This is a genomic window from Stenotrophomonas sp. YJH_SMC_79 (assembly GCF_059367995.1).
The window spans coordinates 22,617-36,834 of the sequence record NZ_JCAFRK010000007.1 but is presented as its reverse complement, the minus strand read 5'-3'; the positions used below and the strand labels follow the sequence as shown (position 1 = coordinate 36,834).

Annotated in this window: 14 protein-coding genes; 3 read left to right on the top strand and 11 right to left on the bottom strand. The window is 67.8% G+C overall.

The annotated features are described in order from the left end of the window. Position 1: 1 nt before the first annotated feature. From AC5P57_RS21100 to AC5P57_RS21065, 8 genes are all read right to left on the bottom strand, one after another. Positions 2-796: a thymidylate synthase gene (locus AC5P57_RS21100; RefSeq protein ID WP_262234581.1), complete on the bottom strand. Its 795-nt coding sequence runs from the start codon at positions 794-796 to the stop codon at positions 2-4. Next, entirely contained in the window at positions 793-1,680 is an 888-nt protein-coding gene (gene lgt / locus AC5P57_RS21095) for a prolipoprotein diacylglyceryl transferase (protein WP_142807282.1), read from the bottom strand. Before lgt ends, AC5P57_RS21100 begins: the two co-directional genes overlap by 4 nt. Positions 1,681-1,731: 51 nt before the next feature. Then, positions 1,732-2,226: a TPM domain-containing protein gene (locus AC5P57_RS21090; protein ID WP_099552760.1), complete on the bottom strand. Its 495-nt coding sequence runs from the start codon at positions 2,224-2,226 to the stop codon at positions 1,732-1,734. Continuing rightward, positions 2,226-3,110, bottom strand: coding sequence for a TPM domain-containing protein (locus tag AC5P57_RS21085; RefSeq protein ID WP_262234580.1), 885 nt, complete (start codon positions 3,108-3,110; stop codon positions 2,226-2,228). The genes AC5P57_RS21090 and AC5P57_RS21085 overlap by 1 nt, the downstream gene beginning before the upstream one ends. Positions 3,111-3,113: 3 nt before the next feature. After that, entirely contained in the window at positions 3,114-3,731 is a 618-nt protein-coding gene (locus AC5P57_RS21080) for a LemA family protein (protein WP_142807279.1), read from the bottom strand. Between the two features lie 615 nt (positions 3,732-4,346). Then, positions 4,347-5,507 carry an MFS transporter gene (locus AC5P57_RS21075; RefSeq protein WP_262234579.1) on the bottom strand — a complete coding sequence of 387 codons (1,161 nt, stop codon included), beginning with the start codon at positions 5,505-5,507 and terminating at the stop codon, positions 4,347-4,349. A 226-nt stretch (positions 5,508-5,733) separates the two neighbouring features. Further along, entirely contained in the window at positions 5,734-6,483 is a 750-nt protein-coding gene (locus AC5P57_RS21070; protein WP_072167878.1) for a TerC family protein, read from the bottom strand. Between the two features lie 29 nt (positions 6,484-6,512). After that, complete coding sequence (locus AC5P57_RS21065) at positions 6,513-6,908, bottom strand: diacylglycerol kinase (protein ID WP_262234578.1); 396 nt, start codon at positions 6,906-6,908, stop codon at positions 6,513-6,515. A 213-nt stretch (positions 6,909-7,121) separates the two neighbouring features. Here AC5P57_RS21065 and AC5P57_RS21060 point away from each other — a divergent pair, with 213 nt between their 5' ends. Beyond that, complete coding sequence (locus AC5P57_RS21060) at positions 7,122-7,823, top strand: SGNH/GDSL hydrolase family protein (protein WP_142807277.1); 702 nt, start codon at positions 7,122-7,124, stop codon at positions 7,821-7,823. 225 nt (positions 7,824-8,048) lie between these two features. Here AC5P57_RS21060 and AC5P57_RS21055 read toward each other — a convergent pair whose 3' ends face one another. The 3 genes from AC5P57_RS21055 to AC5P57_RS21045 all read right to left on the bottom strand — a co-directional run bounded on the left by AC5P57_RS21055 (position 8,049) and on the right by AC5P57_RS21045 (position 10,922). Continuing rightward, positions 8,049-9,320 (bottom strand): sensor histidine kinase, encoded by a 1,272-nt coding sequence (locus AC5P57_RS21055; RefSeq protein ID WP_099553682.1) that lies wholly within the window; start codon positions 9,318-9,320, stop codon positions 8,049-8,051. A gap of 156 nt (positions 9,321-9,476) precedes the next feature. Continuing rightward, the gene (locus AC5P57_RS21050) at positions 9,477-10,190 is read right to left on the bottom strand and encodes a response regulator transcription factor (protein WP_002811889.1); all 714 of its coding nucleotides are present in this window, start codon (positions 10,188-10,190) and stop codon (positions 9,477-9,479) included. An 87-nt stretch (positions 10,191-10,277) separates the two neighbouring features. Beyond that, positions 10,278-10,922, bottom strand: coding sequence for an arylesterase (locus AC5P57_RS21045; protein ID WP_049444410.1), 645 nt, complete (start codon positions 10,920-10,922; stop codon positions 10,278-10,280). 75 nt (positions 10,923-10,997) lie between these two features. Between AC5P57_RS21045 and AC5P57_RS21040 the strand changes: the two genes are divergently transcribed. After that, positions 10,998-11,645, top strand: a complete 648-nt coding sequence (locus AC5P57_RS21040) for an ABC transporter ATP-binding protein (RefSeq protein ID WP_099553680.1) — start codon at positions 10,998-11,000, stop codon at positions 11,643-11,645. Continuing rightward, positions 11,642-14,155, top strand: coding sequence for an ABC transporter permease (locus tag AC5P57_RS21035; RefSeq protein ID WP_099553678.1), 2,514 nt, complete (start codon positions 11,642-11,644; stop codon positions 14,153-14,155). The genes AC5P57_RS21040 and AC5P57_RS21035 overlap by 4 nt, the downstream gene beginning before the upstream one ends. Positions 14,156-14,218 lie beyond the last annotated feature (63 nt).

The window sequence follows — 14,218 nt, the reverse complement described above, 5'->3', positions numbered from 1 at the left end:
CTCATACCGCCACCGGCGCCTTGATCGCCGGGTGCGGGTCATACCCATCAATGCGGATATCGTCGAACTGGAAGCCGAACAGGTCGGTCACCTCCGGGTTCAACCACAGCTTCGGCAGCGCGCGCGGTTCACGCGACAGCTGCTCGCGGGCCTGCTCGAAGTGGTTCGAATACAGGTGCGCGTCGCCCAGCGTGTGGACGAAATCGCCCACACCCAGGCCGGTGGCCTGCGCCACCATATGGGTCAGCAGCGCATAGCTGGCAATGTTGAACGGCACGCCGAGGAAAATGTCGCCGCTGCGCTGGTACAGCTGGCAGCTGAGCTTGCCGTCCACCACGTAGAACTGGAACAGGTTGTGGCACGGCATCAGCGCCATCTGCGAGAGCTCGCCCACGTTCCAGGCGCTGACTACCAACCGGCGCGAATCGGGGTTGCGCTTGATCTCGTTCACCAGCCACTGCATCTGGTCGATCTCGCGACCATCGGCGGTGGCCCAGCTGCGCCACTGCTTGCCGTACACCGGGCCGAGATCGCCGTTCTCGTCGGCCCACTCGTCCCAGATGCGTACCTGGTTGTCCTTCAGGTAGCCGATGTTGGTGTCGCCCTTCAGGAACCACAGCAGTTCGTGGATGATCGAACGCAGGTGCAGTTTCTTGGTGGTGACCAGCGGGAAGCCGTCGGCCAGGTTGAAACGCATCTGCCAGCCGAACACGCTGCGGGTGCCGGTACCGGTGCGGTCGCTTTTCTCGGCGCCGTGTTCCAGCACGTGCGAGAGCAGGTCCAGGTAAGCCTTCATGCCTTGCCCTCGGCAGCCACCGGCAGCTGCGGCTGCAGTACCGGCGCGCGGCGCGACATCACCAGCAGCACCAGGCCGAAGACGATCAACGGCAGGCTGAGGATCTGGCCACGGGTCAGCCAGTCGAAGGCCACGTAGACGCCATTGTCGGGCATGCGCACGAACTCCACCGCGAAACGGAACAGGCCGTACAGCAGCGCGAACAGGCCACCCACCAGATAGCGATGGCGCGGCTTGGCCGACACCGTCCACAGCACCACGAACATCACCAGGCCTTCCAGGAAGGCTTCATACAGCTGCGACGGATGGCGCGCGAACTGGTTCAGCGCGCCGGTGGCGAACTGCGCCTGCAAGGTGGCGTGGTCGAGCTGGTTCAGCGGTGCCGGCAGGCCGGACGGGAACACCACGCCCCAGCTGCCGTCGGTGTACTTGCCCCACAGCTCGGCGCCGATGAAGTTGCCGATGCGTCCGAAGCCCAGGCCCAGCGGCACCAGCGGCGCCATGAAATCCATGGTGTCGAAGAAATGCAGCTTGTGCTTGCGCGACCACCACCAGCAGGCGGCAATCACGCCCAGCAGGCCGCCGTGGAAACTCATGCCGCCATCCCACACCTTGAACAGCAGCAGCGGGTTGTGCAGGAAATCGCCCAGCGCGTAGAACAGCATGTAGCCGATGCGCCCGCCCAGCACCACGCCGAGCATGGCGTAGAACAGCAGGTCGGAGAAACCATTGGCGTCCACGCCCGGCAGGCGGCCGGCGGCGATGCGCTTGCGGCCCAGCAGCCAGGCCGCGGTGAAGCCCAGCAGGTACATGATGCCGTACCAATGCACCTTGATCGGCCCCAGCGAGAGGGCGATGGGGTCGATGTCGTGGAAATAGATCATGGAAGGTGCCTTGCGGTTGAACGCCTATTCTCGGGCCAGTGCCGCCCCGGCTCAACCAAGGAGCTGGGGCGAGTTCGGCAACGCGTCATCGTTCGACCGCGTCGAGGCCGGAAAGTGCCCTTCGATCAGGCTCGAGACCTCGTCGATGGCATCCTGCAGCGCTTCCACCGGATTGGGCCCGCGCAGGCCCTCGCGCAGGTGGGTGCAGACCCGCTGCCACTGCGCCGGGCTGACCCGACCCTGCAGGCCACGGTCGGCAACGATCTCGATGGCGTGGTCAGCCAACAGGAGGTAGATCAGTACACCATTGTTGTGGGTGGTATCCCAGGCGCGCAGGCGGGCAAAGGCATGTTCGGCAGCCTGGCGCGGTGTGACCTTGTGCCACAGCGCCGCCAGCGGCAGGTCCGCTTCCACCGCGAACATCACCTGCCCACCGTGGCGCTGCTCACCGGCCGCGATGGCCTCGGTGATCGCCTGCAGCGTGGCCGGCGGGAACGCGCGCCGTACCGACGGTGAAAACACATGACGACACAGTCGTTGGATCATCACCAGCCCCCCGAAGCACCGCCACCGCCGGAGCGGCCACCACCACCGCCCCAACCGCCGCCGCCGAATCCACCACCGCCACCGAAGCCGCCTCCGCCGCCCCAGCTGCCACCGCCCCAGCCGCCGCCTCCGGCAAAGCGGCCCGGGTGACCGGAGAGCATGGCAACGATCAGGCCCACGACGCCTGCCAGGCCACTGGCCAGCAGCGTGGACGTGAACAGGAACGCCGCCAGTGCTGCACCAGCACCGCCGAGCAGGCCACGCAGCGGTCGCGGCACCCGCGAGAACACGCCGCGCAGGATGCTGCCGGCGAACACGCCGATGAACAGCGCCAGGAACCAGGTATCGCCGCCACCGCTGGGCTCACGCCCGCGATGGCCACTGACCGGTGCCGGCAGCGTTTCGCCGTCGATCAGCTTGACCAGCACCGCCGTGGCGTCGGTGATGCCACCGGCGTAGTCGCCGCTGCGGAAGCGCGGCACCAGGTATTCCTGGATGACGCGGTTGGCGATGGCATCGGGAATTGCGCCTTCCAGGCCGTAGCCCGGCTCGATGCGCACGCGCCGGTCGTCCTTGGCCACCACCAGCAGCAGCCCGTCATCCACACCCTTGCGGCCGATCTGCCACTGGTCGAAGACCCGCGTGGTGTACTGCGCGATGTCTTCCGGCTGGGTGGTGGGCACCACCAGCACCTGCAACTGGCTGCCCTTGCGCTGCTGCAGTTCGATCGCCTGCTGCACCAGCGCCTGCTTCTGCGTGGCATCCAGCGTGCCGGTGGTATCGACCACCGGCGAATCCAGCGCAGGAACCGGCGCCAGCTGCTGTGCCTGCGCGGCCAGCGGCAGCCACAGCAGCAGGGCCAGCAGCGCAGTGGCCAGGCGCATCGGTCAGTGGCCCGGCTGCGGTGCCGGCTGCTGCGGCGCGTTGCCGAAATCGACCGCCGGCGCGTTGGAAATCTGTGCTTCGTTGTCCACGGTGAAGTTCGGCTTGGTCTTGTAACCGAAGAGCTTGGCGGTGATCACCTGCGGGAACGAGCGGATGTAGGTGTTGTAGTCCTGCACCTGCTGGATGTAGCGGCCGCGGGCGACGGTGACCCGGTTCTCGGTACCTTCCAGCTGCGCCTGCAGGTCGCGGAAGTTCTGGTTGGACTTCAGCTCCGGGTAGTTCTCGGTGACCACCAGCAGCCGCGACAGCGCGCTGCCAAGTTCGCCCTGGGCCTGCTGGAACTGCTTGAGCGAGGCTTCGTCATCGGCATTGACGTTGATCTGGCCGACACGCGAACGGGCGTTGGTGACTTCGGTCAGCACGCGCTCTTCCTGGCTGGCGAAGCCCTTCACGGTCTGCACCAGGTTGGGCACCAGGTCGGCGCGGCGCTTGTACTGGTTGATGACCTCCGACCAGCTGGCCTTGACCGCTTCATCCTTCTGCTGGATGGCGTTGTAGCCGCAGCCGGAGAGCAGGGAGGCCAGCAGCATCAGGGGCAGGACACGGGTGAACAGGCGCATGGCGGAGGTTCCGGGTGGACTGGGCACCGAGCATGCCATGGTTCGGGTGAAAGACCGGCCATCGGGCGCCGCCCCCTCCGCGGTGTTGTGTTTGCTGGATATCGGGGTTGGCCGGGAGGGTGGGTTGGCTGGGGGACGCCGTGAATACGTCCATGTAGGCTCGGTCGCGCTTACTCGTGTGCGCTGTCCTGCGCACACGGCAAGACCGGGGTTGGGCATCCTGCCCAACCCGCCCGTGGCATGCCTCGGGCCCATGGCGCTCACGCCCCCAGCCAACCCACCCTCCCGGCCACGGACAATTTCCTGCGCACCGCGGGAAGATCAAAAGAAAAATCAAAAGCAAAAGCCGGTTCTTCAGGCATTCGTGTCGACCAAGGTCGACACCTACCAGAGCAGAGCGCCGTTCCGACCGATCGCGGCAATCTGTCGAAGGCGGGGTGGGTCCGGTTGAGGGGGCGTGAGCCGCATGGATGCGGCGACCGAGCTTACATGGACGTACTTGCAGCGTCCCCCTCAACCGGACCCACCCCGCCAACTCACGGAATGCAGGCTTTTGCCGTTGACGTTGATTGCAGCGGGTGCAGGGCTGCAAGCCCTGCCGGAACCCCACATCACTCAGCAAGCCTCGGCCACCGCAGTGCGAGGACGCCCCAACCATGCCAGCAGCAACCCCGCCGCCGCCAGCAGGCCACCGGCCACCGGAATCGCGGCGTAGCCCAGCCCCGAGCTGATCACCGCACCACCCAGCGCCGCGCCTACGGCATTGCCCAGGTTGAACGCACCCACGTTGATCGACGACGCCAGCCCCGGCGCTTCGCTGGCCGCTTCCATCACCCGGATCTGCAGCGGCGGCACGATGGCGAACGTCGCCGCGCCGAACAGCAGCACACCGAGCGCCGCGGTGGCGTGGCTCATGAAGGCCAGCGGCAACATGAACATCAGCAGGGCCAGGACTGCCAGCAGGATGCGCGTGGCACCGTCCAGCGACCAGTCGGCCATGCGCCCACCGATGCCATTGCCGAACGTGAAGCCGATACCAATCAGCGCCAGCGACATCGCGATGAAGGCGTTGGAGGCACCGGTCAGTTCGGTCAGCACCGGCGCCACGTAGGTGTAGAGGGTGAACATCGCACCCGCGCCGAGCACCGTGGTGCCCATCGCCAGCAGTACCTGGGGCTGCAGGATGGCCTTCATCTCGCCGCGCACGTCCGGACGCGGGCCCGGTGCCGATGCCGGCAGGGCCAGGCCCAGCGCGGTGATCGCCACCACGCCCAGCACTGCCGTGCCAGCGAAAGACAAGCGCCAGCCCAGCTGCTGGCCGACCCAGGTGGCCAGCGGCACGCCACCGATGTTGGCGATGGTCAGGCCCATGAACATGGTCGCCACGGCGGCGGCCTGCTTTTCCTTTGGTACCAGGCTGGCGGCGACCACCGCACCGATGCCGAAGAAGGCACCGTGATTGAGGCTGGTGACCAGGCGCGACAGCAACAGCAGGCCGTAGTTTGGGGCCAGTGCCGAGAGCAGGTTGCCCACCACGAAGATCGACATCAGCAGCATCAGCGCGGTGCGCTTGCCGAACCGTCCCATCAGCAGGGTCATCACCGGGGCACCCAGCATCACGCCCACGGCGTAGGCGGTGATCAGCATGCCGGCGGTGGGAATGCCCACGCCCACGCCGTCGGCGATGACCGGCAACAGTCCCATCGGCGCAAACTCGGTGGTTCCGATGGCGAAGGCGCCGACGGCAAGCGCCAGCAAGGCGGCTCTGGAATTCATGGGAGGGTTTCCTGGGGGTGGGAATCGGGAGTGCGTAGCCTGCGCGCTTTGCTGTAGCGGATTAAGCCTCGCCCCGGGAAAACACTGTTGATCCTGGTTCACAAGTGGAGGCCAGAACCCCGCTACAGGTGCAAAAACCGCAGCGCCGTAGCAGAGCCGGGCCCCCACAACGCAGAACCCCCGGCCAGGCCGGGGGTTCTGAGGGACTCACACGCCAGCGGCGCGCTTACCAGTCGCCGGCACCCGGCACGTGGTGTTCGCGTGCGCGGCGGCGCATCAGCAGGTTCAGCCACTCCACCAGCACCGAGAAGCCCATGGCGGCGTAGATGTAAGGCTTGGGAATGTGCACGTCCAGGCCATCCAGGATCAGCACCGCACCGATCAGCAGGATGAAGGCCAGCGCCAGCATCTTCACGGTCGGGTTGGCGTCGATGAAGCGGCCCAGCGGGTTGGCGGCCAGCAGCATCACCGCCACCGACAGCAGGATCGCGGCGACCATCACCGGCACGTGGTCAGCGATGCCGACCGCGGTGATCACCGAGTCCAGCGAGAACACGATGTCGATGACCGCGATCTGCGCGATCACGTAGCCGAACACGGCCGAGGTCTTGGTCGTGCTCGGATCTTCATCCTCGCCACCGGTGATCATTTCCTTGATCTCCATCCAACCCTTGATGATCAGGAACAGGCCACCAACGATCAGCACCAGGTCGCGGATGGAAATGCCCATGCCGGCTACGGTGAACAGGTTCGCCTGCATGTGCGCCAGGTACGCCAGCGATACCAGCAGGCCGATACGGGTGATACAGGCCACTGCGATGCCGAGCCGACGCGCGAACGGGCGGCGGTGCTCTGGCAGCTTGCTGACGGCGATGGAGATGAACACCAGGTTGTCGATGCCAAGCACGATTTCCAGCGCGCTCAGCGTGAACAGGGTCAACCAGACATTCGGATCGGCAAGAAACTCAAGGGACATGGGAAGTCTTCAACAAGGGGGAATGGGGATCAGCCGTAAATGCCGGCCATTGCATGCGGGACCACGACCAGCGCCCAGCACAGAAGCACGTTCATCATCAGCACGAAGACCGCCGCCGAGCCCATGTCCTTGGCGCGGCCGGCCAGCTCGTGGATCTCGCTGCCGTAACGTTCGATCACCGCTTCGATGGCCGAGTTGGCCAGTTCCATCGCCAGCACCAGCAGCATCGAGCCGATCAGCAGCGCGCGCTCGACCGGGGTCTGCCCCAGCCAGATCGCGACCGGGGCCAGCAGGATCAGCAGGTAGACCTCCAGCCGGAACGACGATTCGTGCAGCCAGGCGGCGCGCAGGCCCTGCCAGGACCAGCGGGCGGCCTGGAAGATGCGGCGCGGGCCGCGGGGCAGATGGCCGAACTGATCAGCCACGGGGGGAACATCCAGCAACAGGGGCGCGGCGCAGCGACCGCTCAGACGCACGGCAGGGAATCATGGGTGCACAGGGATAGGCAGATGGCTGCCATTTTGCCACAAGGCCGCCAGCCGCATCCCGGCACCGGCCCGGTGAATGGACTGCCAGGGGCAAGCCCCGGGCCGCCCCAGCTTCTATGATGGCTTTCCCCTTCCCCGCTGGAGCGCCTGATGTCCCACCGCCGTACCTGCCTGCTGATGCTGGGCCTGCTGACCGCCGCCCCCCTGGCCCAGGCGCTGAGCCCGGCCAAGCCGCCGCGCGTGCCCGAGCAGGTCTCCAACGTGGCCTGGGCCGGCGACATGGCCCACTTCGCCAGCGCCGACCAGGCCAACCCGCCGCCACGGGGCGGCATCGAGTTCATCGGCAGCTCCTCCATCCGCTTCTGGGAGAGCCTGGCCACCGACTTCCCCGGCCAGCCGGTATTCAACCGCGGTTTCGGCGGTTCGGAAGTGCGTGACAGCACCTGGTATGCCGGCCAGATCGTGGTGCCGTATGCGCCGTGCAAGGTGTTCTTCTACGCCGGTGACAACGACCTCAACAGCGGCCGCAGCGCGACCCAGGTGCGCGATGACGTGGTCGCCTTCGTGCAGCGCGTGCACCGCGACCTGCCGACGACCAGGGTCGAGTACCTGTCGATCAAGCCGAGCCCGTCGCGCGCGCACCTGCTGCCGGCGATCAACGAGGCCAACTCGCTGATCAAGGCCGCCCTGGCCAAGCTGCCCAACACCGGTTTCACCGACATCTACACGCCGATGCTGGGCGCGGATGGCCAGCCGGATGCGAAGCTGTTCCGCGAGGACATGCTGCACATGACCCCGGCCGGGTATGCGATCTGGACCAGGGCGCTGGCGCCGAAGGTCAACTGCAACTGAGCAACCCCATCCACGCATGGCGTGGATCTACTGCGGATCGCGGGAAACTGTCGAAGGCGGGGCGGTGTGGGTTTGCAGGACCGTTGGCGCCATGGATGGCGCCATCGAGCCCCCATGGACGGGTTTACGGCGTGTCCTGCAAACCCACACCGCCCCGCCATTCCACGGAATGCCCGCTTTTGATGTTGCCTCGGCGGGTGCCGGGCGCAGCCCGGCAAAATCCCTCTACCGGAAGATCACCGTGGCCTCGGTGCCCTGGCCCGGCTCGCTGGCCAGGCTGACCTTCCAGCCGAAGCGGTCGCACAGCCGGCGTACGATCGACAGGCCCAGGCCGGTGCCCTGCGGGCGGCTCGGCTCGGCGCGGTAGAACGGCTCGAAGGCCCGCGACAGCGCGTCGGCCGACATGCCGATACCGGTATCGCGCACCACCACCCGGTCGTTGTGCACATGCACGTCGATGCGCCCCTCATCGGTGTAGCTGCAGGCGTTGCGCACCAGGTTGCTGACCACCACCTGCAGCACCCGCGGCGGCGCATGCAGCTGCACCGGGCCATCGCTGTGCAGGTGCACCGACACCGGGCGAGACCCCAGCAGTTCGTTGGCGTTGTCCACTTCATAGCGGACGATGTCGTTGACGTCGAACAGCTCGACCTGGGGCTCGACGTCGGCCTCGCGGGCCAGGATCAGGAACGCATCGATCACCGCCTCCATGTCACGGCCGGCACGCTGGATGCGCTGCAGGCTGCGGCGCAGGCGCGGCTCCAGGCTGTCATCGCCAAGCGCCATGTCGCTGGCGACGCGGATGACGGTCAACGGCGTGCGCAGTTCATGGCTGGCGTCGCGGGTGAAATTGCGCTCGCGCGCCACGTGCGCGCTGACCCGGTTGGCCAGCGAATGCAGTGCGGCCGCCAGCTGCCGGGTCTCGCCCTGCATGTCGGCGGGCAGCTTGTTGGGCTCCAGGTCGGCCGCTTCCGGATGCCCCGGGTCCCAGCGCGACACGCGCCGTGCCAGCCAGTTCACCGGCGACACCAGGCGCTTGGACGCGCGGTAGGTCACCCAGCTGGCGCCATACACCGCCAGCAGGGTCAGCAGCACCGGCACGATGCCGAACCAGAACGCCAGCATCTCCGCGCGCGAGCGCAGGAACACCAGGTACAGGCGACCGGCCGGGCGCACGTCGACCAGCACCAGCTGGTCATCCTTGGGCAGTTCGTGGAAGCCGGGCTCCAGATTGCGCAGGTTGGCCGGCAACGACAGTGCCGACTGCCCGCTTTCCAGCAGGTAGCCGCGGATGTTCTGGGTATTGGGCGGTGGCTGCACCGGCGACGCTTCGTGCAGCGTCCAGTAGTACGCCGCCTCCTCGCGCAGGGCGGCACCGACCAGGCTGTGCTTGATCACCAGCGAGACCAGCCACGCACCCAGCAGGATGCCCAGGCTGGCCAGCACTGCCTGCAGGATGAAGGCGATACGGATCTTGCGCGGCAGGCCGTGCGGCATTGCGGGGTCCCGGTCAGAGCGCTGCGATTATAGGCAGCGCGCCACGCCGTGCGGGTGCATGGGCGATGACCGGCGACAACGCCGGCCGGTCATGCCCCGCCCTCGTACGTGGCCACAACCCGGCCGGGCCTGCCACTGCACCGGCGAGTATCCTGCTCAGGCCATCGGCTGGGCGATGTCGGCAATGCGGTAGCCGGCACTCTGCACGGTGTGCAGCAGCGGACGGTCGAACGGCTTGTCGATGATCTTGCGCAGGTTGTACAGGTGGCTGCGCAGGGTGTCCGAATCCGGCAGGCCGTTGCCCCAGATCTCGCGTTCGATCTCCTGGCGGGTGACCACGCGCGGCGATTCGCGCATCAGGATGGTCAGCAGCCGCAGGCCGATCGGCGAAAGCTGCAGCTCGGTGCCGGCACGGGTCGCGCGCATGCTGACCGGATCGAGCACCAGGTCGGCCACCTTCAGCACTTCCGAACCGACCTGGCGACGCTCGCGACGGATCAGCGCGCGCAGGCGGGCTTCCAGCTCCTGGATCGCGAACGGCTTGGTCAGGTAGTCATCGGCACCGAAACCCAGGCCGGTGAGCTTGTCGTCCAGCGTGTCGCGTGCCGTGAGCATCAGCACCGGGGTGGACTTGCGCGCATCGTTGCGCAGGCGACGGCACACTTCGATGCCATCCAGGCGCGGCAACATCAGGTCGAGCACCACGACGTCATAGCTGTTTTCCGCCGCAAGGCGGTAGCCATCCAGGCCGTCCTGCGCATAGTCGACTTCGAAGCCGCGACCTTCCAGGTATTCCCCGATCATCTCGGAGATGTTGCGGTTGTCTTCGACCACCAGCACCAAGCCGGAGGTCTCCTTCGTCTGACGCATGTGATTCCCTCTAACTTCAGCTTTGTGAAACATGCCGCATCGACGGTGGACGTGATGTGAAGTTCCGTCAAGAGGGAATCAAACGGTTCAGAGCAGCGGCCTGAGCAGCGGCCAGACGTTGTCCAGCACCTTCGGCTGCGCCTGCGCGGTGGGGTGCAGGCCGTCGGCCTGCATCATGCCCGGCTGCAGGGCCACACCCTCCAACAGGAACGGCAGCAGCGGCACCTTGTACTGCGTGGCCAGCGCCTTGTAAGCCGCCGCCAGGCGCTGGCGGTAGGCCGGGCCATAGTTGGGCGGTACGTCGATGCCGAGCAACAGCACCTTGGCCCCCGCCTTCTGGCTGGCCTGCACCATTTTTTCCAGGTTGCCCTGCACCTGTGCCGGGGTCAGCCCGCGCAGTGCGTCGTTGCCGCCCAGGGCAATCACCACCACGGTCGGTTTTTCCTTCGCCAGCAGGCCCGGCAGGCGGGTCAGCGCGCCCGCGGTGGTCTCGCCGCTCATGCTGGCGTTGACGATGCGCGCCGGGGTTTTCGACTGCTGCCTGACCCGCTGCTGCAGCAGGCTGACCCAGCCGGCGTCGGCGGGGATATTGTGGGCAGCACTGAGGCTGTCGCCGAGCACCAGCACGGTGCCGGCCGGACCTTTGGCACAGGCCAGCCCGGGCAGCAGCAGGAACCCTAGCAGCAGCACCATCATCGCGCCGGCTCGCCGGCTCCATCCCGTCTTGCGCATTGGAGTCTCCTCATCGACAGCCTGTCCCCCCGCAGCGCGCCCGTCGCCATCGCCGTCGACCAGGTCGGCAAGTCCGTGCAGGGCCCGGAGGGTGAAGTCCACATACTGGACAACATCACCCTGACCGTCCATGAAGGCACCAGCGTGGCCATCGTCGGCGCCTCCGGTTCCGGCAAGACCACCCTGCTCGGCCTGCTGGCCGGCCTGGACCTGCCCAGCCGCGGCCACATCGCGCTGGTGGGCCAGGACCTGGGCCACCTTGACGAGGAAGCACGTGCCCAGCTGCGCGCGCACGAGGTCGGCTTCGTGTTCCAGAGCTTCCACCTGCTGCCGGCGCTGACCGCCGCCGAGAATGTCGCGCTGCCACTGGAGCTGGCCGGGCGCGAGGACCGCGCGCGGGTGGACGAGGTGCTGGCCCAGGTGGGCCTGGCTCATCGCGCCCGCCACTACCCGCGCCAGCTGTCCGGCGGCGAGCAGCAGCGCGTGGCGCTGGCACGTGCCTTCGTTACCCGCCCGCGCATCCTGTTCGCCGACGAACCGACCGGCTCGCTGGACCATGCCACCGGCCAGCACATCAGCGACCTGCTGTTCGAGTTGAACGCAGGCAGCGGCACCACCCTGGTGCTGGTCACCCACGACCTGCGCCTGGCCCAGCGCTGCCAGTACATCCATCGCATCGACGACGGCCGGCTGCTGCCGGTTGAACATGGGGCCCAGGCATGAACCTGCTGCGCCATGCATGGCGCGCGCTGCGTCGCGAGGCCCTGGCCGGCGACCTGCTGACCGTGTTCGCCGCACTGGTGCTGGGCGTGGCGGTGATGACCGCGGTCGGCACGCTGGTGAACCGGGTCAACCTGGCACTGACCGGCAGCGCAGCGGAAATGCTCGGTGGCGACCTCGGCATCGCCGGGCGCGATGACCCGCCGCAGGCGTTCGCCGACGAGGCGCAGCGCCGTGGACTGGCCTTCACCCGTATCGCCAGCTTCGGCAGTGTGCTGTTCAACGGTGATGCCAGCCAGATGGCCAGCATCAAGGCGGTGCAGGCGGGCTATCCGCTGCGTGGCACGCTGAGGGTGCGCAGCACGCCCGGTGGCGCGCTGATCGCCAACGCCGGCATGCCGCCCAAGGGCCAGGCCTATGCCGACCCGCGCCTGCTGCAGGGGCTGGGACTGAAGGCCGGCGATGATCTCGAGTTCGGCGCTGGCACGCTGCGCATCGCCGGCATCATCGAGGCCGAACCGGATACCGGTGGCGACCTGCTGACGCTCTCCCCCACCCTGCTGGTCAACCGCGCCGATGTGGAAGGCACAGGCCTGCTTGGCCCCGGCAGCCGCATCAACTACCGGCTGATGTTTGCAGGACCGGCAGGACAGGTCGCGTCTCTGCGCGAGTGGCTGCTGCCACAGGTGAAGGGCCTGCGCCTGCTGAACGTGGATGACACCCAGCGCGGCGTGCGCCAGGCCTTCGACCTGGCCGGCCGCTTCCTCGGCCTGAGCGCGCTGCTGGCGGTGCTGCTGGCAGGCGTGGCCACCGCATTGGCGGCCAACCGCTTCGCCCTTCGCCGCATCGACCAGGTGGCGATCCTGCGCTGCCTGGGTGCGCGCCAGCGCGACATCCTGCTCGGCCTGGCACTGCAGCTGCTGATGCTGGCGGTACCGGCCTGTGCGCTTGGCATCGGCCTGGGCATGGCTGCGCAGGAAGGGCTGGTACAGGTGCTGGGCAGCCTGGTGCCGCAGCGCCTGCCGCTGCCGGAAGCGATGCCGGCGCTGACCGGTGCCGGCATCGGCCTGTTGCTGCTGTTCGGCTTCGGCCTGCCACCGCTGCTGCGTCTGCGCGGGGTGCCGCCGATGCGCGTACTCAACCGTTCCTTCGCTGCCCTGCCGCCAGCCTCGCTGCTGGCCTATGTGGCCGCGCTGGGGGCAAGCCTGTTGCTGGCGGTGCAGGTCACCGGTGACCTCAAGCTGGCCCTGTGGGTGCTGGGCGGCCTGGCCGCGCTGGCGGTGGCGGCCGGGGTGGTCGGCTTCGTGCTGCTGCAGTTGATGCGCGGCCTGCAGCATCGCCTGCATGGCAACTGGCGACTGGGCCTGGCCGCACTGACCCGGCGCCGGCTGCTGGCGGTGATGCAGCTGGTCGGGCTGTCGCTGTCGCTGTGCGCGTTGCTGCTGCTGGCGGTGACCGGCCCAGGCCTGCTGCAGCAGTGGCGCGAGCGGCTGCCGGCGGACACGCCGAACTACTTCCTGATCAACATCCAGCCCGAACAGCGCGACAGTGTGCTGGCAACGCTGCGCGGGCTGGGTGCCAACGACGCCAGCATCGAACCGATGGCCACCGGGCGCCTGATCGCCATCAACGGCAAGCCGCCGCTGCGCGTGGACCGCGAGCCCGGTCAGGACGGGCAACCGGCGCAGGGCGGCCAGCGCGATGACGACGACGAGAACCGGCCGTTGAACTTCAGCTGGCGCAGCAGCTTCCCGCCGGCCAACACGCTGATGAACGGCACCTTCTGGACGCCCGACAGCACGGCGGCGGAGGCGTCGGTTGAAATCGGCTGGGCCAAGCGCTACGGCGTGTATCCGGGCGACCGCATCACCATTGCAGTCGGCGAGCAGGAGCGCGAGTTCACCGTCACCAGTGTGCGCAAGGCCGACTGGAACACCTTCCGGCCGAACTTCTTCGTGCTGCTGAATCCGAATGCGGTGGGCGATACCCCGCACAACCTGCTGTCGGCGTTCCATCTGCCGGCCGGCAAGGCGGCCGGGCTGGGCGAGCTGGTGCGCGCGCAGCCCAACCTGTCGCTGCTGGACGTGGACGCGGTGATCTCGCAGGTGCGCGATGTGATGGAACGGGTGGCACAGGCGGTGCAGCTGGTGATGGTGTTCAGCCTGCTGGCCGGCGTGCTGGTGCTGCTGGCCGCGCTGCAGGCCACGGCGGGCGAGCGTCGCTACGACAGCGCAGTGCTGCGCACGCTGGGCGCAACCCGGCGCCAGCTGCGCGGCGCGGTGCTGGTGGAATTCGGCGCGCTGGGCATGCTGGCGGCGATGCTGGCGGTGGGCGCGGCGGCCGCCATCGGCGTGGCGGTCTCGCAGAAGGTGTTCGAGCTGCCGTTGCTGCCACCGTGGCCGGGCCTGCTGATCGGCGGCGTGGTCGGCATCGGGTTGAGCCTGCTGGCGGGCTGGTGGGGTACGCGGGCGATCCTGCATACGCCGCCGGCACTCGCCCTGCGCGAAGCCTGACGCGCTCGTGACACGCTGCGGGTGGGGCCGGCTGTATGCTGCGCGCCCCACCCGATGAGATCG

Bases quoted from the DNA above. Each gene is read 5' to 3' on its own strand.
- AC5P57_RS21100 (WP_262234581.1), bottom strand. From the start codon at position 796: ATGAAGGCTTACCTGGACCTGCTCTCGCACGTGCTGGAACACGGCGCC.
- lgt (WP_142807282.1), bottom strand. From the start codon at position 1,680: ATGATCTATTTCCACGACATCGACCCCATCGCCCTCTCGCTGGGGCCG.
- AC5P57_RS21090 (WP_099552760.1), bottom strand. From the start codon at position 2,226: ATGATCCAACGACTGTGTCGTCATGTGTTTTCACCGTCGGTACGGCGC.
- AC5P57_RS21085 (WP_262234580.1), bottom strand. From the start codon at position 3,110: ATGCGCCTGGCCACTGCGCTGCTGGCCCTGCTGCTGTGGCTGCCGCTG.
- AC5P57_RS21080 (WP_142807279.1), bottom strand. From the start codon at position 3,731: ATGCGCCTGTTCACCCGTGTCCTGCCCCTGATGCTGCTGGCCTCCCTG.
- AC5P57_RS21075 (WP_262234579.1), bottom strand. From the start codon at position 5,507: ATGAATTCCAGAGCCGCCTTGCTGGCGCTTGCCGTCGGCGCCTTCGCC.
- AC5P57_RS21070 (WP_072167878.1), bottom strand. From the start codon at position 6,483: ATGTCCCTTGAGTTTCTTGCCGATCCGAATGTCTGGTTGACCCTGTTC.
- AC5P57_RS21060 (WP_142807277.1), top strand. From the start codon at position 7,122: ATGTCCCACCGCCGTACCTGCCTGCTGATGCTGGGCCTGCTGACCGCC.
- AC5P57_RS21055 (WP_099553682.1), bottom strand. From the start codon at position 9,320: ATGCCGCACGGCCTGCCGCGCAAGATCCGTATCGCCTTCATCCTGCAG.
- AC5P57_RS21050 (WP_002811889.1), bottom strand. From the start codon at position 10,190: ATGCGTCAGACGAAGGAGACCTCCGGCTTGGTGCTGGTGGTCGAAGAC.
- AC5P57_RS21045 (WP_049444410.1), bottom strand. From the start codon at position 10,922: ATGCGCAAGACGGGATGGAGCCGGCGAGCCGGCGCGATGATGGTGCTG.
- AC5P57_RS21035 (WP_099553678.1), top strand. From the start codon at position 11,642: ATGAACCTGCTGCGCCATGCATGGCGCGCGCTGCGTCGCGAGGCCCTG.